Origin of the sequence: Arthrobacter globiformis, from assembly GCF_003261175.1 — a bacterium.
Classification (GTDB): Bacteria; Actinomycetota; Actinomycetes; order Actinomycetales; family Micrococcaceae; genus Arthrobacter; species Arthrobacter globiformis_A.
Window position 1 is genome coordinate 16013 of record NZ_QLNP01000017.1, and the last position, 20341, is coordinate 36353.

Below are 20341 nucleotides of genomic sequence, written 5' to 3' on the forward strand. Positions count from 1 at the left end.
GGGCGACGCCGTGTCCCACCTCTACTACAGGGTCCTCCCCCGCATCTGACCTATTCCATTGGATGCAAGCTAGTGGGCGACGCGGGGCGCTATGGCGACCGCGGCTACGGCGATCACCGCGGTCAGCACGAAGACGCCGGCGAAGGAGGCCGCCGTCGTCGTAAATGCCGTGAACACGATTCCCGTGGCGGCGAGCGCGAGGGCACCGCCCAGGGAATCGGAAATGGACATCGCGGAGCTGTTGAAGCCTTCCGTGTCCGGCGTGGAAAGGGCCAGCGTCATCACGCTCAGCCTTGGATACGCCAGCCCCATCCCGCCGCCGGCAAGCACCCAGCCGGCAATGGCGATGGCGGCCGGCCAGCCAAGCGCCGTCGTCACCAGCGCCAGGGCAATCGCCAGCAGCACCATCACGGAGCCGATCCGCACGGCGGCCGGGCTGGCCAGCCGCCCGCCCAGACGGCTCTGGACGCCCGACGCCGCTGCCCAGGCGAGGGCTCCGCCGGTCAAGGTCAGACCGGCGAACGTTGGCGAGAAGGCGTAACGCTCCACAAGCAGGTACGGCAGGTACACCTCGGCACCGAAGAAACCGGCCGCCACCAGCCCGCGGATCAGGATCACGCTGGGCAGGCCCCGCCGGGCGGTGAGGGTTCCGCGCGGCACCAGCGGCCTGACGGCCAGCAGGGCAATCACGACGGCGGCCCCCGCCGCGAGCGGTCCGGCCACCGGAAGCCCGGCGGACAGGTTCAGGCCCAGCACCGCCAGCGCGGCCAGGGCCGCCCAGGCGAGCCGCCCCAGCGCCCAGGGCACCTGCCCGCCCACTGCATCTGAACCGTTCCCCTTCGCTGCGCCGTTCCCGTTCGCGTTGCCGGACCGGACGCCGCGCAGCGCGGGAAGGAGCATCGCCACGGCGGGGAGCACCAGCACGACGACTCCGAGGAACACCCAGTGCCAGCTCGCCAGCTGGGCCACAAGCCCGGCGGCGAACGGCCCCACAAGGGACGGGATGACCCACGCGGCGGAGAAGGCGGCGAAGATCTTGGGATGCAGGACCGGCGGATAGACCCTGGCCACCACCACGTACAGGGCCACCGTCATGGCGCCGCCGCCCAGCCCCTGCACCAGCCTGCCGGCCACCACGGCCCACATCGTGCCGGCCGTCCCCGCCACGAGCAGTCCCAGCGCGAAGACCGCCACGGAGGCGAGTAGCGGGCCGACGGGCCCGCGCCTGTCGGACCAGTTTCCGGCGCCCACCATGCCGATCACACCGGTGGCCAGCGGGCCGGCGAAGGCGAGCGCGTACAGGCCGGCCCCGCCAAGCTCCCGGCTCACCACGGGCATGACGGTGGTGACGGCGAGGGACTCGAACGCGGCGAGAAACACGAGGGCGCAGGCCCCCACGGTCACCAGCACGTAGGGCCGCTGGAGGATTCCGGCGCCGGGTGGAGCGGACACGGCAGATTCGTGCATGGTCAGCCCACCAGCTCGGGGGCGCCGGTGGTCACGGCGACAACGTCACCGCTGGCCGTCGAATCGGGGTTGAGCATCCAGCCCACCCGTTTGACCGTCCTCAGCATGACCACGCTCTCCACCAGCTCGATGCCCGGGATGCGCTGCTGAAGGGCCAGCTCCGCGGTCATGACATCCGCCAGCGACTGCAGCCACATAATGATGACGAAGTTGGTGCGCCCGGTGGTGGAGGCGCTCAGCCGCACGTTCCGGAAACTGCGGAGCTCCTCGGCCGCCGCCTCATGCTGGCCCGGCGGGACGTTGGCGAACCAGTGGCAGGTCACCGGGAAGCCCGAATACCGCTGCGCAATCTCGCAGCGGAAGGAGAGTACGCCGCTGGCAAGCACCCTGTTCAGCTGGCGCTGCACCGTGGCCGGATGCCGGTCCAGAGCCCGGGCGATTTCGGCCGCCGTCGCCCGGCCGTCCGTCGACAGGAAAGGCAGGATCGCCAGGTGGCTGGCGGGCAGCGGCTCCCCCACCGCCCCCGAGGGTGCCGACCCTGCGGCCTCGGGACCGGCGAGCGCCCGGAGCGCCTGGAGTTGGCTCCGGTTGAGGACGTTGATGCGCCAGGCGTAGGCGCCGGTGTGCAGCCGTGTGGCCAGTGAGGTCTGGTACTTGACCAGCCCCTCGATGGCGTGCAGCTTCGACGCCACAGCGGTGAAGTGCTGCAGGGAGCCCGTGATGACCGTCAGCATCAGGTCCCGGTTGCTCGCTGCCTCCTCCACGGTGACGATCTCGGGCACCGCCGCCAGCGCCCGGGTGACCTCCGCCCGGCGGTGGACTCGCACTCGACATCAACGAAGGCGAGGCACATTTTCTTCGGATCCCCCATCGGATGAGCCGTGACCCAGGCGGCACCGGCGGCGGTGAGGCGCTCCCACCGCGCGGCCAGGGTGGTGGCGTGCACGCCCAGGACCTCCGCGGCGTCGGCCCAGCTCAGCCGCGGTGCGATCTGTAGGGCGTTGATCAGCGCGAGGTCTTCTTCGGTGACGTCCAGCGGTTCTCTCCCCGGTTGGGTAATGCACGAATCCTGCATTTTGGTTAGGGCTTTTGCATCTTTCCAGCACTTCGGACGGATGTGAAGCAGGCCACTCCAGAATAGACCCACAGCACCGGACCACCAACGAGGAGAACACGTGCCGATTGCCGCAGACGCCTGCCACATGCAGGAAGACCTTGCCCGGTTCCGCCACAGCCTGCACCGGGAACCCGAAATCGGACTGCAGCTGCCGCGGACGCAGGAGAAGGTGCTGAAGGCCCTGGAGGGCCTGCCGTACGAAATCACTCTGGGCAAAGAGACGACGTCGGTCACCGCAGTGCTGCGCGGCGGGGCTTCCGCCGGCGGAACTAAAGACACCGCACCCGCCGTGCTGCCGCCCGCGGTGCTGCCGCCTGCCGTGCTCCCGCCTGCCGTGCTCCTTAGGGCGGATATGGACGGGCTTCCCGTGCAGGAGAAGACCGGCGTCGGTTACAGCTCCACCATCGACGGCGCCATGCACGCCTGCGGCCATGACCTCCACACCTCCATGCTCACCGGCGCAGCCACCCTCCTCGCCGAGCGCCGGCACCGGCTGGCGGGCGACGTCGTCCTGATGTTCCAGCCCGGCGAGGAAGGCTTCGACGGCGCCAGCTACATGATCCGCGAAGGCGTCCTGGACGCAGCCGGCCGGCGCGTTGACGCCGCCTACGGCATGCACGTGTTCTCCTCCCTTGAACCGCACGGAACGTTCTGCACCAAGCCCGGCGTGATGCTCAGTGCCTCCGACGGCCTGGTGGTCACCGTGCTCGGCGCCGGCGGCCACGGCTCCGCCCCGCATTCGGCCAAGGATCCCGTGACGGCCGCGGCCGAGATGGTCACGGCCCTGCAGGTCATGGTCACGCGCCAGTTCAACATGTTCGATCCCGTGGTTCTCTCCGTCGGCGTCCTCCACGCGGGCACCAAGCGCAACGTCATCCCGGAAACGGCCCGGATCGAGGCCACCATCCGCACGTTCTCCGAGGAGAACCGGCAACGGATGATGGATGCCGTCCCGCGGCTGCTCAAGGGCATCGCCTCTGCACACGGCCTCGACGTCGACGTCGACTACCAGCAGGAATACCCGCTCACCATCACCGACCAGGACGAGACGCACACCGCGGAAAAGGTCATCACCGAACTGTTCGGCGACTCGAGGCTCTCGCGGTGGGCCACGCCGCTCAGCGGCTCCGAGGACTTCTCCAGAGTCCTGGCCGAGGTGCCCGGCACGTTTGTCGGGCTGAGCGCCGTCCCCCGGGACGCGGACCATGCCACTTCCCCGTTCAACCACTCGCCGTACGCAACGTTCGACGACGGCGTGCTGGCCGACGGGGCCGCGCTCTACGCGGAACTCGCAATCCACCGCCTGGACGCCCTGGCCGCCGCCGCCCGGGTCCCCGCTTCCGTTCCGGCCCTCTAGCCCGCCCACTCCAGGGAGACAACCCATGACCGCCATCATCAACACCCAGCGCGAGGGCCGGATCACGACCCGCAAGACCATCATCGGCACCGGCATCGGAAACGCCGTCGAATGGTACGACTGGGCCATCTACGCCACTTTCACGCCCTTCATCGCCAGCCAGCTGTTCAGCAAGTCCGACCCCGCTTCAGCCGTGCTGTCCACGCTGGCGATCTTCGCCGTCGGCTTCGTTGCCCGTCCTTTCGGAGGTTTCCTGTTCGGTTGGATCGGTGACCGGGTGGGCCGCAAGGCGTCCATGACGCTCGCCGTCGGCCTGGCGTCGCTGGGCAGCCTCATGATCGGCGTCGCCCCCACCTTCGCCAGCGTCGGGGCCTTCGCGTCGCTGATGCTGCTGGTGGCCCGGCTGGTCCAGGGCCTGGCCCACGGCGGCGAGCTGCCGTCGTCGCAGACCTATCTGTCTGAAATGGCGCCCCGGGAGCACCGCGGCTTCTGGGCCACCCTGATCTACACCTCCGGGACGGTGGGGATCCTGTTCGGCACGCTGCTGGGCGCCGTCCTGAACATGGCACTGACCACTGAGGTCATGAACGCCTGGGGCTGGCGTATCCCGTTCCTGATCGGGGCCGCGATGGGCCTGTACGCACTGATCATGCGGTCCCGGCTGCACGAGACGGACGTGTTCGAGGGCGAGTCCGCCACAGAGAAGCGCGCCCCGCTCTGGCCGCAGATTGTCCGGTACCGCAAGCAGGCGGTGCAGGTGATCGGCCTGACCGTGGGACTCACCGTCATCTACTACATCTGGGGCGTGGTGGCTCCCAGCTACGCCACCACCGCCCTGAAGATCGACCGCGGCGAGGCACTCTGGGCCGGCGTCATCGGCAACATCGTCTTCATTGCCGCGCTTCCGGTCTGGGGCAAGCTATCGGACCGGATCGGCCGCAAGAAGGTGCTGTGGGCCGGCGCAATCGGTTCCGCGGTCATGCACTTCCCGATGACGTGGCTGCTGAAGGATTCCGCCTGGCAGCTGGCCGTGGGCATGTCCGTGATGCTCATCTTCATCGCCGCGAGCGCCGCCATCGTTCCGGCCGTGTACGCCGAGCTGTTCCCCACCAGCATCCGCACCGTGGGCGTGGGCGTGCCGTACTCCATCTGCGTGGCGGTGTTCGGCGGCACGGCGCCCTACCTGCAGCAGTGGCTGGGCACCACCGTCCACATGCCGGACCTGTTCAACGTCTACGCGGTGGTGCTGCTGGCCGTCAGCATCGCGTTCATCTTCACCATCCCCGAGACCAGGGGCAAGGACCTGGCGCACTAGCCCTTCCCCCTTCCCAACTGACTCGCAGTTGTTGTCGTTTTGAGCCCTCATAACGACAACAACTGCTAGTCAGTTGGGTGCTCACAGGCCGTCATCACATTTTTACCGTCAATTCAGCGCGGCCAGTTTGATGTCTTCTACTGAGCAGCCACTACCGCCCCTGAATTCCGGGGCTTCACCGGTCAGCGCGCCCAGAGCGGCCACAGGCGCTCGGCCCGGCGGCGGACCTGGGAGTAAGGCACATCCGCACTTTTGGCCTGCTCGAAGATGCTCAACCCCAGCATTGACGTGGCAAGCGCACGAACCGTGTGGAACCGGTTTTCGAAGAGGCTTCGTTCACTGATCCAGGACACCGCGTCGGCTTCCGGCTTCCACCGTTCCGTGTACGTTTCGGCCGCCTGCGGCAACCGGTCCGGCGAACTGCCGGTGTCCCGGATGCACTGGTCCAAGACCATGGCTGATTCCATTGCCCCGTTCACTCCCTGTCCTATCGGCGGGTAAGGCGCGGCTGCGTCCCCGATCAGGACTGCTTTGCCGCCATGGAACTGGGAACAGGTCAGGCTGCGTCCGATGTGGTAGCACGTCCGGTTGGCGAAGGCCGATACCTGTTCGTCGCCAGCGAATTCAAGAACCCGGGGACACCGCGTCTGCAGAAATCTGCGTGCCTCCTCCGGTCCGGAGAACCGGATCTTCTCCTTCGTTCCGATGGCACAAAACCACCGGGCCGACTCCTGCCCGGCATCACCCTTTATGGCGCCCGCCACGCAGAAGGGCCGGGTCGAAAGTCCGTGGAGATAGTTCTTGTCCAGCCGGTCCCCGACGTTATCGAGCTCTATCATCGTGCAGTAGTTGGGAAAGGACTTGGAGGTGACTGTAAACCCGGGAATGCGGGCCCGAAGCGCCGACCGAACTGTGGATCCGGCCCCGTCGGCCCCAACAAGCAGGCCGAATGTCCTGATGTCCAATTCCCCGGATCGTTGGCGGGATCTCAGTGAACCTGTGACTGGGTCGACGCCTTCCACGTTGGTTTCAAACTCCATTGCCACCCTGTCCTTATATTGGTCGAGGACCGACATGAGCGCCCGGAGGATGTCGCCCCGTGACCCGGTCCACCCGGGCAATGTCCACTCCTCCGTTCCTCGACCCGGGATTTTGAGGCCCTTAAAACGGAATATGCGGCGGTCGAACTCCTCCACGGCCTCGATGTGGCGGAGTGCCTTGAGCCCATGGCCCGAGATGTCGATGGTGTAGGAACGGTCCGGATTGAACCGCGGCGCAACGTCGGGAGGGACGTCGCGTTCGATGACGGTGGCCGACAGTCCGCGCCGGGCAAGGGAAATTGCGAGTACCAGCCCTGCCGGTCCCGCCCCGAGGATGGCTATGGTGCCCGGGGAAGTCGCTGGTTCAGAGAGGAATGCAGATGGTTCCATGGAGTTTCCTGAAGCTGCGTTGTAATGCATTCATCCGCCGTCACGGCGGGAAAACGTCCCCAGGGACGGGCGGCGGCTCATGAGCGTTTCCGTGGAAAGCCGGCGGAATAGCAACACTGTACGCCGCCCTGCTGCACGGCGTAACTGGCTTAGGCCGCCGAAAACCGCCGGTATTCTGGAGGGGATGAGCGAATCTCCCGAATCCCCGCAGCCGCCGGCAAGTCCGAACCAGCCGAGGCCGGTCACGCCGGGAAGCCAGGCCTCCTACGGAACCTACGGCGGACGGCCGGTCAGCTTTGTTCGCCGCGGAACCCGGCTGCAGGGGCGCCGCCAGGCGGCCTGGGAGGAGCACTCCGGCCGCTGGGCCATCGACGTGCCCCGCCATATTGCCAACACCTCGGTCCACCCCGACTACACGTTTGATGCCGAAGCCGAGTTCGGGCGCAAGGCACCGCTGATCGTGGAGATCGGCTCAGGCCTGGGCGATGCCGTCTGCCATGCCGCGGAGGAAAACCCGGACACGGACTTCCTCGCCGTGGAGGTCTATACCCCCGGCCTGGCCAACACCATGATCAAGATCAACAGCCGTGGCTTGACCAACGTACGGGTCGTCGAGGCGAACGCTCCCGAGGTCCTGGCCACCATGCTCCCGGCCGGCTCGGTCAGCGAGCTGTGGGTTTTCTTCCCGGACCCCTGGCACAAGTCCCGGCACCACAAGCGCCGCCTGATCCAGCCCGAATTCGCCGAGCTCGCCGCGAAGGCACTGAAGCCGGGCGGCCTCTGGCGCATCGCCACAGACTGGTCCAACTATGCGGTGCACGTGCGCGACGTCCTCGCCGGATCGGAGGCGTTCGAAAACCTTCACAACGGCGAGCGCAGTGGTCCCGAAAGCCCCCTCACCCACGTGTGGCAGACCGGCGTCGAGTCGCTGGTGGGCGGCGCGCCGGTCAAGGAAGGACGGGCGCCCGTGAGCACGGAACACACGGGGCCCAACGAGGGCATCGACGAAAGAGGCGGCTGGGCGCCCCGCTTCGAGGGCCGTATCCGCACCAGCTTCGAGAGCAAGGCGCACGAAGCCGGCCGCATGATTTTCGACCTCTGCTACCGGCGGGTTTAACCCCGTCCGGGACCTCTGTTCCCGGGCGCCCCGCCGTGGCACGATAAGCCTGTGGCGGAGTGTCACAGCAGTTGCCGGCGCGGAGGAACGATCATCAAACGAGAACTGAGAAGCGCAGCCGGCAAAGCAGAGGACGTCACGAACTCGAAGCCTCTCGAAATGCTGGCACGCGGTGGATTTGCAGTGAGCGGTGTGCTCCACATCCTGGTCGGCCTCATTACCTTAGGGCTCGCCCGGGGCCGTGGCGGCCGCGCGGATGTGAGCGGCGCCGTCGCCGAACTTGCCAGCCAGCCCGCCGGGCCGGTGCTTCTGTGGTGCAGCTTTGCCGGATGTGTGGCGCTGGCCCTGTGGCAGGCCGGTGATGCGATTTTCGATTTCGAGCGGTTGCCCACTAAGCACAAGGCCGGCAAGAAACTGCAGGCCGCAGCACAGGCTGTCGTGTATGCCGGGCTGGCATTCACGCTGGCCGCCTTCGCCCGCGGCGCCGGCAAGGACAACCGGGAATCAACCAGCGACTTCACGGTCAATCTGATGAAGGCACCGGGCGGCATCCTGCTTTTGGTGCTGATCGGTGCCGGGGTTGCCGTCGTTGGGATCATCTACGCGGTCCGCGGGTTCAAAAAGTCCTTTGAGAAGCACATCAATCCGCCGTCTAGCCCGGGCGGACGCAAAGCCATCACCGCCCTCGGGATGGCGGGCTATGTGGCCAAGGGCGTCGCCCTGTTTGTGACAGGCCTGCTGATAGTCATCGCCACCATCACTGTCCACCCCGAGCAGTCGACAGGTCTCGACGGCGGGCTCCGCGCACTCCGGGAACAGCCCTACGGTGTGTACGTGCTGGCCGCGGTGGGCGCCGGACTTATTTGCTACGGGGCCTTCACGGTGGTGCGGGCGCGGCTCGCCAAGATGTGAGCTCGCCAAAAATGTGAGTCCGCCGGGCCAGCTCAGGTGAGACGGTTCACGTGCCCGGTACAGCGATGACGGCAATGGTCTGCTGCCGGTCGTTCCGCACTTCGACGCTGGCGATGCTCGTGTACTGCAGCGGCGTCGCGCTGGTGACCCGGACCCTTCCGCTCGGTGTCGCCATCCACGCGCAGGCACGGTCCGCAACCCCGGCACGGTCCTTCACCCACAGTGAAAGCCGGCCGTTCTGGGGCAGGCTCCGTCCGTCGACGGCCAGTTCGGTTCCCCAGGTTTTCTTGACCATTCCCACCGTTACCTGCATGCCCGTATCGGCTTTGACCGAATAGCTGGCATCGGGCTTCGCGGCGGGGTCAAAGAGAGGCGCCGCCGCAAAACCCAGGGCGAGGCAGGCCGCGGCCACCACCCCAACGAGGGCCGTCAGCCGCCGTCGGGAATTACGACGGCGGGCCACCAGTTGGTCCAGTATCGGCTGGGGGACGGGGGACGGGGCCGGTAACGCGGCATCGGAGCCGTGCCGGCTTGCCGCCGGGACGGCGAGCGCCACTGCGTCCGGGACCGGCACGGCATCCAGCAGTCCGGGCAGGGATTCCAGGTCCGACAGTTCACTGCGGCAGGTGTTGCACTGCTTAAGGTGCTCTTCGAAGCGCAGCCTCTCTGCGTCGTCGAGCCCTCCCAGCAGGTATGCCCCCAGCAGCTCATGGACTTCCTTGCCGTTCACCGTTCCACACCCATTTCATCGAGTATTGTCCGCAGGGCCTTCACCGCGTAGAAAGCCCTGGATTTCACCGTTCCGCTCGGAATGTTCAACTGGACTGCAGCCTCGCCCACCGTGAACCGCCGGTAGTGCAGCGCCACCAATACATCACGGTGCTCCGCGCTCAGCCGGAGCAGCGCTTCCTCCATCAGCACCTTGTTCAGCAGGTCGTCAACCCGCCCCGTGGCTTCCTCCGGATCCGCAAGGTCACGGTCCTCGGCTTCCACCGGCCGGCGCTGGGCTTTCCGGTAGTTATCGATCATGATGTTCCGGGCAGTCCGGAAAAGGTAACTGCGCATGCTGCCCGTAACTGTGGGCGCCTGTTGCCAGACGCGAAGCACTGTTTCCTGCACGATGTCGTCGGCAAGATGCGGGTCGCGGGAGGCGCTGAGCACAAACCGGCGCAGGGCCGTTCCATGCTCACGGTATATCGCTGCAACCAAATCCTCATCCAGCGGCACCTTCGGCCTCCCTGCAATGACCTATAAAGCCGTTCCGAGCGGGCCGGCCTTCCTGGCAAATACGACGCCGGCAGCGGGCGATAGGTTCAATTCCGGCCAGCGTCAAATTCTTTGAACCATTCTTCACCTTTGTGCGTCATTCCAGATAGCGCCGGTCTCTCAGTCTGCCGGCCCGAGCCAAGGAGCAGCACATGAAGAAGCAACTGAGCGTTGGCCTCGCAGTTATGGCCCTTGCCGCCTCACTGACGGCCTGTGGCGGCGGATCCGGCACAACCACCACCACCTCCGCGCCCGCCCCGGCCAGCGAGTCACCGGCGACGACCGCCAGCGAGTCGGCCTCGGCGTCCGCCAGCGAGATGGCCTCGGTGGACCTCAAGACCGCGTCGTCCAGCAAGGGTGACATCGTGGTGGACGGCAAAGGCATGAGCGTCTACTACTTCACGAAGGACGTCAAGGACTCCGGCAAGAGCAACTGCACCGGCGACTGCCTCGTGAAGTGGCCTCCGGTAATTGCTGCCACGGACACCCCCAAGGTGGAGGGTGTAACGGGAACGGTCGGCACCATTGATACGCCGGACGGCAAGAAGCAGGTGACAGTCAATGGCATGCCCGTCTACCTGTGGGAGAAGGACAAGGCCCCCGGCGACATTACTGGCCAGGGCGTCGGCAACGTTTGGTACCTCGTGGCACCCGACGGGACGATGATCAAGTAAAGCCCGCAGATTTGGGGCCGGCACCTCTGACGGAGGTGCCGGCACTACCATCGGAGCATGGCGGATCCACACAATTCGAAATCAGCGGCAAGAAGGCTATCCCGAGTTCATGCTGCGGGACGCCGACGAACTCTTTGATGGCCAGTACAGGGACCATCCGAACCTGCGGCCCATTGCCAACACCCTCCTGGCATGGGCCGCAGCCCACCCGGGCGTGGAGATCCAGATGCGCAAAGGCTACGTATCGCTGCACACCACCCGCCGGAAGTTCGCGCAGGTGACCCGGGCGAACAGCACAGCAGTGGACGTTACTCTCCGCCTTGAGGCGCCAATTGGGGAGCGCCTCAAGGCGGTCAAGGTCCGTGCGGGCGATTTCTTCGACCGCAAGGTCCGGCTCACGTCGGAGGAAGATGTGGACCAGGAGTTACTGGACACCCTCGAGGCGGCCCTCGAGCAGAACAGCTAAGGGCAACGCGGGGTCACTTACGGCCCATTCCGGAGCGGTTATCCGGCTGTAAGTGACCCCGCGTTGCTTTAGTTTGCAGGCTTAGCCCGTGACGGTGAGGCTCACCAGGGTGGCGCCGTTGCCTTCGGCCAGGAGCCCGACGGCGGTGCTGGACTCCGCGGGGAAGATCTGGTCCGTGAGGGTCACCAGCCCGTCCTGGGCGAAAACCTCCACGGAGCACCGGTCCAGGAAGATCGTCAGCCGCAGCAAGCCGCTGCTGTCCAGCGAAACCGGCACGCGCTCCACGGACGGGAAGTCGGCATGGAACCCGACGTTCCCGGAGGCCGTCCGGTCCAGGCTGAGCTCCCCGGACAGCGACCCCCCGGAACCGGCGGAGTAGGCCAGCACCGTCCGCTCCTGCAGGCCGTCAGCCTCGCCGGCACGCAGTACCAGCCCCACCTTGGCTGCGGAACCGGGCCGGATTTCGGCGTCAATGCGCAGCACATCCCCCGATGCCTCCGCGGGCAGCCACTGCACCCCGTCCGCAAGCGGCGCCGGTCCGGCGGCGAACAGCTCCGTCCCGGAAGCCGCGAACGGGTCCACCGCAGCCTGCACCAGCACAGGGCGCCCGGCGCGGGTTTCCAGCCGTACCTCGCGGACCAGGGACATGGCGCTGCGCCAGCCCTGCGACGGCGTCGACGCCGCGTACTGCCAGTTGTTCATCCAGCCGATCATGAGGCGGCGGCCGTCGGGAGCGTTGCTGAACGAGACGGCGGCGTAGTAGTCCCGTCCCCAGTCGAGCCAGCCGTAGTCGGGCATCCGGCTGTCGTCGGTCTGCATGCCCTCGGTGACGGTGGTTTCGGAACGGAACGTCACGCCGTCGAACGTTCCCAGGAAGTACTGGCCCGCCGAGCCGCCGGCGATCCCGCCGGGGCTCAGGTTCACCACGAGGACCCAACGGGTGTTGCCAGGATCGCCGTCCACGGGCAGTTCGAACAGGTCAGGGCATTCCCAGACCCCGCCCGTCGCGTTGGCCGGACCGAAGGTGCTCAGATGCTCCCACGACTTGAGGTCGGCGGACTTATAGAGCACCACCTCGTGCCGGACGGCCTCCACGGCGGCCATCACCCAGTAGCTGCCGGCTTCGCCGTCGTACCAGAACACCTTGGGGTCGCGGAAGTCAGCGGATGCCCGGTCCAGCACCGGGTTCCCCGCGTACTTGGTCCAGGTGGCGCCGTCGTCCGTGCTGTACGCGAGGGACTGTGCCTGCCGGCCAGTAAGAGGCGACGCCGGGGAGTAGGCACTGGTGTAGACCGCCACCAGCGGCGGCACTCCCCCGACGCCGAAACCGCTGGTGTTCAGGGTGTCCACCACGGCTGATCCGGAGAAGATGGCCTCCTGCTCGTCGCACGGGATGGCCACGGGCTGTTCGTCCCAGGTCAGCAGGTCCGCCGAGGTGGCGTGGCCCCAGGACATGTTGCCCCACACGTCGCCGAGCGGGTTGTGCTGGTAGAAGAGGTGGTACACCCCGTTGGTGTACACCAGCCCGTTGGGGTCATTCAGCCAGTTGCGCTCGGCGGCGTAGTGCCATGTGGGCCGGTAACGGCAGTCGAGTGCGGGCGTTGCATTCAGGGAAGTCATGGTTCGCTTTCGAACTAGGAAGAGGGGCCGGATCAGCCCTTGACACCGCTGGAGGCGATGCTGTTGATGAAGGAGCGCTGGAACGCGATGAAGAGGACCACCACGGGAACCGTGATCAGCGAGGCGTAGGCCATGACCTCACCCCAGGAGACGTTCAGCTGGAAGAAGTACTGGATGCCGATCATCACCGGGCGGAGCTCCTCGGACTGGACCACCATGAGCGGCCACAGGTAGGAGTTCCAGGCAGGCAGGAAGGTCAGGATGGCCACCGTGGCCGTGGCGGGACCGGCGAGCGGCATCACCACCTGGCGGTAGATCTTGAACCAGCCGGCGCCGTCGATCCGGGCTGCCTCGTCCAGTTCCTTGGGGATGGACTCGAAGTACTGGTGGTACAGGTAAATGGAGAACGCGTTGGCGATGAACGGGATGATCTGCACCTGGTACGTGTCCAGCCAGCCCTTTGAAATCTCCAGGCTGAAGCCGTTGAGTTCGAAGTAGGGCAGTTGGTTCACCCACCACACCAGCGGCAGGGCGAGCGTCTGGAACGGCACGATGAGGGTGGCCAGGATCGCCGTGAACACGACCCGCTTGCCGCGGACCTGCATGCGGGACAGCGCGAAGGCGCACAGGCTGTTGATGAAGATTCCCAGCACCACTGTCACGGCGGAGATACCGACGGAGTTGATGAGGAAGCGGGCGGCCGGAACCCGGTCAAAGACAGCGGCGTAGTTGTCCAGCGAGATGTTGCCGATGGGCAGGAAGGCCGCCACCGAGGACATGTCACCGAAGATCTGCTGGTCCGGCTTGAGCGAGGACACGAGCATGAACACGATGGGGAAGGCGGCGACGGCGGCAAACAGGATGCGCACGGCCATGGCGCCGATCGAATTGAGGCGGAGCACGTTTTTCACGTCAGTCCTTCTCTCGGGTCAGGTAGCGCTGGACCGCGGAGATCAGCAGTACCAGGACGAAGAATACGAGCGAGATGGCGGAAGCGTAGGAGGTCTCCTGCTGCTTGAAGCCGGAGCGGACCGCCTCATAGATGATGGTGGTGGTTGAGTCGAGCGGGCCGCCCTGCGTCATGACGCTCACCTGGTCGAAGAGCCCGAGGGCCTGGATGGTGATGGTCACCAGGACGAGGCTCCGCGTGTGCTTCAGGCCCGGCCATGTCACGTACCGGAACTGGTGCCACCGGCTTGCGCCGTCCAGCTGGGCGGCCTCGTACAGCTCGCCGGAGATACTCTGCAGCCCTGCCAGCCAGATGATCATGTGGAAGCCGGCTGCCTGCCAGATGGACAGGGCGATGATGGCCGGCATGGCGGTGGCGGGGTCGTTCAGCCAGTCCGCGCCCTGGATCAGGCCGAAGCTGAAGGTGGACAGCAGCTCGTTGATCAAACCGTCCTTGCGGTACATGAAGAGCCAGAGCAGCGACACCACCACCATGGACGTGACCACGGGCAGGAAGTAGACGGTGCGGAAGAAGTTCACGCCGCGGAACTTCTTGTTGATCAGCAGGGCCATGGCCAGGGCGAGGCCTGACTGCACCGGCACCACCACCACGGCGAAGTAGCTGACGTTCAGGAGCGCCCGCCAGAAGGTGGGGTCGGTGAAGAGCCGGGCAAAGTTGTCCATTCCGACGAACTCCACCGGCCGCGGCGAGATGAGGCGGGCGTTCGTGAAGGCCAGCCCGAAGCCGAGGATCGCGGGCAGGAACACGAAGGCGAGGAGGAGGACCGCGGCCGGCGCGATCATCCCCCAGCCGCTGAGCTGTTCACGCAGGCGGCCGGGGCGCTTGCGGCGGGCTGCCGCCGGGGTGGTTCCGCCCGGCGCCGGAGCGGCGGGGCGGCGGGAGGGAAGCTGGGTGGTTGTCATGGGAGTCTCCGTTGACAGTCAGTGCCGGGTGGAGGACGACGGCGGCAGGTGCCGCCCGCCGTCGTCCTCCCGTCCGGCGGCTGGCTAGTTCTTGTAGCCGCCGTTGGACTTGATATTGGCGTCGATCGCCTTGACCGCCTTGTCCAGGACAGTTTTGGGCTCGGCGCCGGCGAGGATGTCCTGGACGGCCTTGGCGTACTCCGTGGCGATGAACGGGTACGCCGGCGTTTCCGGACGCATGACGGCCTGCTGGCGGGAGAGCTCCATGAAGATCCGGTTTTCGCCGCCCTCTGCGAAGGCCGGGAGCAGGGCCGCGGCTTCATCCGTGGCCGGGATGGTCCCGGTGGCCTTGGCTACGGCGGCGATGTTTTCCGGCTTCAGGGAGTAGGAGAGGTAGTCCATGGCGGCCTCGGAGTTCTTGCAGCCGCTGGTCACGCCCCACTGCCACGAGGCGCCGCCGATCTTCGGTCCGTTGCCGAGGTCCACCGACGGCATGATCGCCAGGTCCTTGCCGAGCGCCGTGCGCGCCTTGTCCGCGGCCCACGAGCCGGTGTAAACGAGGCCGCTCTTGTTGTTCAGGAAGTCCTGGGTGGAGTCCTTGCCGCTCTTCTTGGCCATGAAGCCCTGGTCCGCGAGTCCCCGGAACCACGCCGCCCATTCAACGGCCTTGTCGCCGTTGAGGGCACCGTCCGCCGACTGGAAGCCGTCGCGGTTGACGAGGTCTCCGCCGAAGGACTGCAGCAGCGGGGAGTACGCGTAAGGCAGCCACTCGCCGGTGCCGGCGGTACCCATGTCGAGGGGGTACTGCCATTTGCCCAGGGCCTTGAGCTTGGTCAGTGCGTCCTGGAACTCCTCCTTGGTCCACGGCTTCTCCACGGTAGCTGTGCGGATGCCGGCAGCCTTGAGGTCAGAGGCACGGGCAAACAGAGCGAGTGCGACGTCGTAGTAGCCCACCGCGTACGTTTCGCCCTCCCACTTGGCGACCGTGCTGGGGAGGTTCTTGGACAAGTCGGTTGAGAGCTTGAGCGGGGTCAGGTACTTGGCCCACGCCCAGTTGGGGACGTTGGGTCCGTCGATGTCCACGATGCACGGGAGCTTCCCGGCAGCGGCGGCCGAGACCACGGAGTCGTTGTAGGAGTCCTGCGGGAAGGCCTGCACCTTGATTTGGGCCTTGGCGGCGCCGCTCTTGTTGTACTTGTCGACGATGGAATTGATGGCCGCGAGCTCGTCAGGGTTTCCCGCGTTGTGGGTCCACATGGTGATCTCATTGCCGCCCTCGGACGTGGCGGACGCGCTGCCTTTGCCGCAGGCAGCGAGGCTGCCCATGAGCGCAGCCGCGGCTATGCTGGTGGCCAGGATCCGTGTGAATCGCTTGTTCATGAAGGTCCAGTCTTTCTGCTGTTTTGCGCGTGGATGATTGGCCCGGGGGTCCGGAAGGGGCGCGGCCGCTGCAACGGCTGCGTCCCTTTTTGGCGGACGCCGGGTGGACTGCTGGGTAGTGTTCTTTTGAAGTGCGGTCAGGTCCGGGGCGGCCCTACGGATCCCCGTTCGATGAGGGGACATGCGAGCCGCACCTGTTCCGGCGGCGCGCCCGGGTTCTCGATGTCGTCAAGAACGCGGTTAACAGCCCACCGCCCCATGCCGTAATGCGGCAGGGCCACGGTGGTCAGCCCCGGCCACAGCGAGTCCGCAATGAGCTCGAGATTGTCGATGCCCACGATCGAAACGTCGTCCGGGATGTTCAGCCCCAGCGCTGTTGCCGCCTGGTAGGCGCCCATGGCAACCCTGTCACTGAAGCAGAACAGTGCCGTTGGCCGGTCCGGCTGGCTGAGCAGGCCCAGTGCGGCCTCACGGCCTCCGGTGGTCTCGGGCACGCCGATCACAAGGTGTCTCGGATCGTGCTGGATGCCGTGGCGGCGCAGCGCATTGTGGAATCCCTCCAGCCGGCCGTGCGTTGCGGGAATGTCGTCCACGTTGTTGATCATGCCGATCCGGGTGTGGCCGGCCCTGATGAGGGCTTCGACGGCGGTTTCGGCGGCCTCGACCTCGTCCGGCACGATGGAGGAGACCGACGGGTCCCCGGTGACGGCGTCCAGCAGCACGGTGGGGATCCCGGAGAGCGCCGGCGGCAGTTCGACTCCCTGGTGGTACAGCCGGGCATACACCACGCCGTCCACCTGGTGCTGCTGAAGCATGGTGATTTCGCGGTGTTCGAGCTCGCTGTCCAGGCCCGAGTTCACCACCATGACCACGTAGCCCCGCTCGTAGGCTGCGTCCTGCGCTCCGCGGATCATGGCCCCGGCGAACGGTGTGGTGGTGATCTCGTCGCTGACCAGGCCGAGGATCTGGGAGCGCTGGTTGCGCAGCCCGCTGGCGAGCCGGTTGGGGGCGTAGCCAAGGTTCCTGGCCACGTCCCGGACGTGCTGCTGGGTTTCCGCTTTGACCCGGGAGCTGGTGGCGTCGTTGAGGGCGTGGGACACAGTGGTCACTGAGACTCCGGCGGCCTTGGCCACTTCGCGTATCCCTACTCGCGTCGTCATCGACTTCCTTTGCAAAACGTTTTGGTTCGGTGTGAATGAGAGTACACAAAACGTTTTGCATGTGTCAAGCGTCACCCTCTACCACGCCCTAACTTCGGGACCTCGGCCAGCAAAACCTGCGGGCGTGGCCCCGGCACCCTCGGGCATGGGTCCGGCCCGGCGCTGCCCTTTCGGGTGGCGGCGCCGGGCCGGAGGTCCTGTGAAGCTGCGTGGCTACCTTCCTGTGGTGAAGCTCCAGGAAAGGCCGCTGAGCGGGTTCCCGCCGGCATCCTTGATGCTCGCGGAAATAGTGGCCGTGTACCTCGTGTTGGCCGCCAGCGTCACGTTCGGGTTCAGCGTTGCTACCCGGGTGGTGGCGTTGTAGCTGACGGCGTAGCTCACAAGCGCCCCCGTTGCGGCGTTGCGGAGGGCGAAGGTGCCGTTGGCCACGCCGGTGACCCTTTCACTAATCGTCGCCGTGACGTTGGCCGTGCGGCTGACCCCGGTCGCGTTCGCTGCCGGCGACTTAGCGGTCACCACCGGGCGTGGGCCCGTCGTGAACACCCAGGAGTTCGCGACAATCGGATTGCCGGCGATGTCCGTAATGCCTGCAGTCACGGCTACCGTGTGCTTCCGGTCAGGGTTGAGCGTTACGTTCGGGTTGAGAGTGGCCGCACGGGTCGTGGCGTTCCAGGTGACGGGAGCCGCGATCACCGCCCCTTCGGAGTTCTTCAAGTTGAAGGACGCGAATCCTATGCCGGCAATCGGCTCACTGAAGGTTGCCGTGACGTTGGCCGTCTGGCTGACCATCAGCGAGTTGATGGCCGGAGCCTTGGCGGTGACAACGGGAGCCACAGTGTCAACGGTGAAAGCCAGTGACCCGACGGAGCGCGTTTCGATTCCGCCCGGGCTGACCTCCCCGGCGGTCACGGTGTGCCGCCCGTTGGCCAGCGCCCGGCTGGACGTGATCGAGTAGCTGCCGTTAGCGGCGACCGATGCCGAACCGCTGGCCACCCCGTCAATGTAGAGGTTGACGCTGGCGGCGTCCGGCAAGGCAACGGCACCCGTGAAGCTGGGGGTGGTGCTGCGGGTGATGTTGTCCGTGTTCAAACGACCGGTGTCGCTTGCTGCGGTCAGGTCGGGTGTGCTCGGTCCCTTGGCCAGAGGTGCCGTGCATTCCGGGCCGGCCGGACCGCCGATGGCCGCGTACTCGAAAATGGTGACTTCGTTGCCGACCGCGGCGTCGCGTCCCAGCCACATGCCCCGGCTCTCGGCGCTGGTGGGTGATGCCGCGCGGTCTGCATCCGACAGGCCGTCGGCACCAACACCGGCGAGGCCATTCCAAGTGGCCGTCCACGTGGTGAGGCCCGGCCCGTCGTAAACAACGACGCCGTCCTCGCCGGAACCCGGGGCACCGGCACGCAGCGTGCGCCGCCCGTTCAGTGCGAACGACTGGTTGGATGCCACGACCCTGGCCTCCAGCTGGTCCGCCGGAAGCTGCCCGCCGCCGGCGGCAACAGCGGTACCCTTCATCACCACGGTGTTGGCGTTGATCTTCGTGGCCCGCTGCGTGACGGTGACGTTCCCCACGAATGTCTGGTCACCGACGTCGGGGGCCGTCAGAACACGGACCACATCACCCGGGCGGATGTCCGGGGTGGTGCCTTCCCAGCATCCTCCGCCGGGGTGGTTGACTTCCACGATGCCAGCCACAGGCGTCAGGACCGACGACGTGCCGATGACTGCGCCGCCGCGAAGCACCTGGATCGTGGGGCGGTCGCCGGCTGCGTACCCTTCGGCCGAGACCATATCCCGTTCCGGGAAAACGGTGATGATGTGTGTACCCGGGTCGCTAATGACGGCGAAAGCCGGAACAACCGTGGTCGGAACGGCCAGCGCAATCAGCGCGCCGGCTGTGACGGCGGCTGCCAGGCGCGGACGAATTCTTGCAGGTTTCATGGAAAGCTCCCCTCAAAGGCCCCAGACTTCACCCGGCCGAGACCCAGCGAGGTGATCCTCTTCAGGTCCATGATCTGAAGAGGATGCCAGTATCCGGACGCCACGCTGGGGAAACCTTTAACCAAAAGCTGCGGGACCCCTCATCGAGGGGTCCCGCAGAACCGCGGCCCGACAAGGCCACACGCCCGGTTTGCCCGCGCGCTACGCCTCCACGAGGTCCTCGTCCACGTCGGCGTCCAGTTCTTCGAACTCGACGGCGGCCACGATTTCCCTGGTCTCGGGGTTGAGCATGAAGGCCTCGTCGTCGTCCTCGATCATCAGGAAGTCGCCGTGGTCGGTGCTGAAGCGCCAGGCCAGCACGGTCTCGCCGTTGTGGTTGTAGTTCGGGTCGCCCATGGTGATTTTCTGCAGCCCGTACCCGGCGATGTCGCACAGCTCGCGGATGATGACCTCGAATTCGGGGGCGTTCCCGAGGGCCTCTTCCTCTGCTTCGGCGCGACGCTCTTCGAGGTCCGGCAGCGCCGCCACGCGCTTGGCGATGTGTGCGGTGAGCTCATCGTCGTTCAGGACCAGCAGGCCTTCCTGTCCGCGCAGCCACGCCGCATTGAGGGCCACGATGTCCTCGGTTTCGAGGAGCGATTCGAATTCGGCGTCGAGGTCCTCCAAGGCCTGCACACGTTCCGGAAGCTCGCCGGCTTCATCGACTTCACTGGCGTCGGCCTCGCCGTCCAGGTAGATGTCGGCTTCCTCCTCGGACAGGGCGTCGAATGCCTCCGCGGTGCGGTCAAAGAGGTCGACGTGCCCGGCGGCGCCCATGCCCTCCAGGCCCTCGCGGATGTAGGCGTCAAGCTCCTCACGGTCCGGGGCTGTGAAAACATACTGCGCAAAGCCGCCACCCAGGGACTGCGTCAGGTAGAAGTCCACGAAGTAGCTGCGCAGCGCGTTGGGTGCGATCTCCTCCGGGCCGAGCAGCTCCTGGTACATGCTGTTCACCACGGCGACGTTGGAATCAACAATCTCCGCGTCACTGGCACTGCTGCCGCCTGCGGCGCCTTCGACGGTCAGGACAACGGGGTATTCGCTGGAAGTCATGGGAAATCCTCACTGCAGAAAGCCGGTGGTGCTCAGGACCCTTTCAACGTACGCGCCGCCTGCGCCCGCAGGTTGAGGGCGAAGTGAACGCCAGGCGAAGTTTCTGCAATTTGAGGGCCTCTCCCGCCCGACTAAGATGGATCAGATAACCTGCAGAT

At 66.3% G+C, this 20341-nt stretch carries 17 protein-coding genes and 1 pseudogene; 6 read left to right on the forward strand and 12 right to left on the reverse strand.

The window, feature by feature from the left end; all coding sequences use genetic code 11:
* Positions 1-69: 69 nt before the first annotated feature.
* Positions 70-1467 (reverse strand): MFS transporter, encoded by a 1398-nt coding sequence (locus tag DBZ45_RS01875; protein ID WP_111902289.1) that lies wholly within the window; start codon positions 1465-1467, stop codon positions 70-72.
* 2 nt (positions 1468-1469) lie between these two features.
* Positions 1470-2542, reverse strand: a pseudogene (locus DBZ45_RS01880) (Lrp/AsnC family transcriptional regulator).
* Between the two features lie 100 nt (positions 2543-2642).
* On the opposite strand from DBZ45_RS01880, the gene DBZ45_RS01885 reads away from it, so the two are divergent.
* Together DBZ45_RS01885 and DBZ45_RS01890 are read left to right on the forward strand one after the other, a co-directional pair.
* A complete protein-coding gene (locus DBZ45_RS01885) occupies positions 2643-3941 on the forward strand; it encodes a M20 metallopeptidase family protein (RefSeq protein WP_111902290.1) in 1299 nt (432 codons plus the stop codon).
* Between the two features lie 25 nt (positions 3942-3966).
* Positions 3967-5256: an MFS transporter gene (locus DBZ45_RS01890; RefSeq protein WP_111902291.1), complete on the forward strand. Its 1290-nt coding sequence runs from the start codon at positions 3967-3969 to the stop codon at positions 5254-5256.
* A gap of 182 nt (positions 5257-5438) precedes the next feature.
* On the opposite strand, the gene DBZ45_RS01895 is transcribed toward DBZ45_RS01890, so the two are convergent.
* Entirely contained in the window at positions 5439-6686 is a 1248-nt protein-coding gene (locus tag DBZ45_RS01895) for an FAD-dependent oxidoreductase (protein WP_190242963.1), read from the reverse strand.
* Positions 6687-6870: 184 nt separating this feature from the next.
* On the opposite strand from DBZ45_RS01895, the gene trmB reads away from it, so the two are divergent.
* Together trmB and DBZ45_RS01905 are read left to right on the forward strand one after the other, a co-directional pair.
* The gene (gene trmB / locus DBZ45_RS01900) at positions 6871-7803 is read left to right on the forward strand and encodes a tRNA (guanosine(46)-N7)-methyltransferase TrmB (protein ID WP_111902293.1); all 933 of its coding nucleotides are present in this window, start codon (positions 6871-6873) and stop codon (positions 7801-7803) included.
* Between the two features lie 105 nt (positions 7804-7908).
* The gene (locus DBZ45_RS01905; protein WP_223256881.1) at positions 7909-8715 is read left to right on the forward strand and encodes a DUF1206 domain-containing protein; all 807 of its coding nucleotides are present in this window, start codon (positions 7909-7911) and stop codon (positions 8713-8715) included.
* Positions 8716-8761: 46 nt separating this feature from the next.
* Here the strand turns inward: DBZ45_RS01905 and DBZ45_RS01910 are convergent, their stop codons facing one another.
* Both DBZ45_RS01910 and DBZ45_RS01915 read right to left on the reverse strand, forming a co-directional pair.
* The gene (locus DBZ45_RS01910) at positions 8762-9445 is read right to left on the reverse strand and encodes an anti-sigma factor (RefSeq protein WP_111902295.1); all 684 of its coding nucleotides are present in this window, start codon (positions 9443-9445) and stop codon (positions 8762-8764) included.
* On the reverse strand, positions 9442-9942 hold the full coding sequence (locus DBZ45_RS01915; protein WP_111902296.1) for a sigma-70 family RNA polymerase sigma factor: 501 nt from the start codon (positions 9940-9942) through the stop codon (positions 9442-9444). The genes DBZ45_RS01910 and DBZ45_RS01915 overlap by 4 nt, the downstream gene beginning before the upstream one ends.
* Before the next feature lie 191 nt (positions 9943-10133).
* Between DBZ45_RS01915 and DBZ45_RS01920 the strand changes: the two genes are divergently transcribed.
* Positions 10134-10655 (forward strand): COG4315 family predicted lipoprotein, encoded by a 522-nt coding sequence (locus tag DBZ45_RS01920; protein WP_111902297.1) that lies wholly within the window; start codon positions 10134-10136, stop codon positions 10653-10655.
* 109 nt (positions 10656-10764) lie between these two features.
* Entirely contained in the window at positions 10765-11121 is a 357-nt protein-coding gene (locus tag DBZ45_RS01925; RefSeq protein WP_223256877.1) for a DUF5655 domain-containing protein, read from the forward strand.
* A gap of 81 nt (positions 11122-11202) precedes the next feature.
* Here the strand turns inward: DBZ45_RS01925 and DBZ45_RS01930 are convergent, their stop codons facing one another.
* From DBZ45_RS01930 to DBZ45_RS01960, 7 genes are all read right to left on the reverse strand, one after another.
* Entirely contained in the window at positions 11203-12741 is a 1539-nt protein-coding gene (locus DBZ45_RS01930) for a glycoside hydrolase family 32 protein (RefSeq protein WP_111902298.1), read from the reverse strand.
* A 32-nt stretch (positions 12742-12773) separates the two neighbouring features.
* Positions 12774-13652: a carbohydrate ABC transporter permease gene (locus tag DBZ45_RS01935; protein WP_111902299.1), complete on the reverse strand. Its 879-nt coding sequence runs from the start codon at positions 13650-13652 to the stop codon at positions 12774-12776.
* Between the two features lies 1 nt (position 13653).
* Complete coding sequence (locus tag DBZ45_RS01940) at positions 13654-14613, reverse strand: carbohydrate ABC transporter permease (RefSeq protein WP_111902300.1); 960 nt, start codon at positions 14611-14613, stop codon at positions 13654-13656.
* Between the two features lie 84 nt (positions 14614-14697).
* Entirely contained in the window at positions 14698-15993 is a 1296-nt protein-coding gene (locus DBZ45_RS01945) for a sugar ABC transporter substrate-binding protein (RefSeq protein ID WP_111902301.1), read from the reverse strand.
* Between the two features lie 137 nt (positions 15994-16130).
* Entirely contained in the window at positions 16131-17153 is a 1023-nt protein-coding gene (locus tag DBZ45_RS01950; protein WP_190242964.1) for a LacI family DNA-binding transcriptional regulator, read from the reverse strand.
* A 213-nt stretch (positions 17154-17366) separates the two neighbouring features.
* Complete coding sequence (locus DBZ45_RS01955) at positions 17367-19091, reverse strand: Ig-like domain-containing protein (protein WP_111902303.1); 1725 nt, start codon at positions 19089-19091, stop codon at positions 17367-17369.
* Between the two features lie 201 nt (positions 19092-19292).
* Positions 19293-20183 carry a DMP19 family protein gene (locus DBZ45_RS01960; protein WP_111902304.1) on the reverse strand — a complete coding sequence of 297 codons (891 nt, stop codon included), beginning with the start codon at positions 20181-20183 and terminating at the stop codon, positions 19293-19295.
* Positions 20184-20341 lie beyond the last annotated feature (158 nt).

Coding starts and splice junctions, on each gene's coding strand:
- DBZ45_RS01875 (WP_111902289.1), bottom strand. CDS start 1,467: ATGCACGAATCTGCCGTGTCCGCTCCACCCGGCGCCGGAATCCTCCAG.
- DBZ45_RS01890 (WP_111902291.1), top strand. CDS start 3,967: ATGACCGCCATCATCAACACCCAGCGCGAGGGCCGGATCACGACCCGC.
- DBZ45_RS01895 (WP_190242963.1), bottom strand. CDS start 6,686: ATGGAACCATCTGCATTCCTCTCTGAACCAGCGACTTCCCCGGGCACC.
- trmB (WP_111902293.1), top strand. CDS start 6,871: ATGAGCGAATCTCCCGAATCCCCGCAGCCGCCGGCAAGTCCGAACCAG.
- DBZ45_RS01920 (WP_111902297.1), top strand. CDS start 10,134: ATGAAGAAGCAACTGAGCGTTGGCCTCGCAGTTATGGCCCTTGCCGCC.
- DBZ45_RS01925 (WP_223256877.1), top strand. CDS start 10,765: ATGCTGCGGGACGCCGACGAACTCTTTGATGGCCAGTACAGGGACCAT.
- DBZ45_RS01930 (WP_111902298.1), bottom strand. CDS start 12,741: ATGACTTCCCTGAATGCAACGCCCGCACTCGACTGCCGTTACCGGCCC.
- DBZ45_RS01940 (WP_111902300.1), bottom strand. CDS start 14,613: ATGACAACCACCCAGCTTCCCTCCCGCCGCCCCGCCGCTCCGGCGCCG.
- DBZ45_RS01945 (WP_111902301.1), bottom strand. CDS start 15,993: ATGAACAAGCGATTCACACGGATCCTGGCCACCAGCATAGCCGCGGCT.
- DBZ45_RS01950 (WP_190242964.1), bottom strand. CDS start 17,153: ATGACGACGCGAGTAGGGATACGCGAAGTGGCCAAGGCCGCCGGAGTC.
- DBZ45_RS01955 (WP_111902303.1), bottom strand. CDS start 19,091: ATGAAACCTGCAAGAATTCGTCCGCGCCTGGCAGCCGCCGTCACAGCC.
- DBZ45_RS01960 (WP_111902304.1), bottom strand. CDS start 20,183: ATGACTTCCAGCGAATACCCCGTTGTCCTGACCGTCGAAGGCGCCGCA.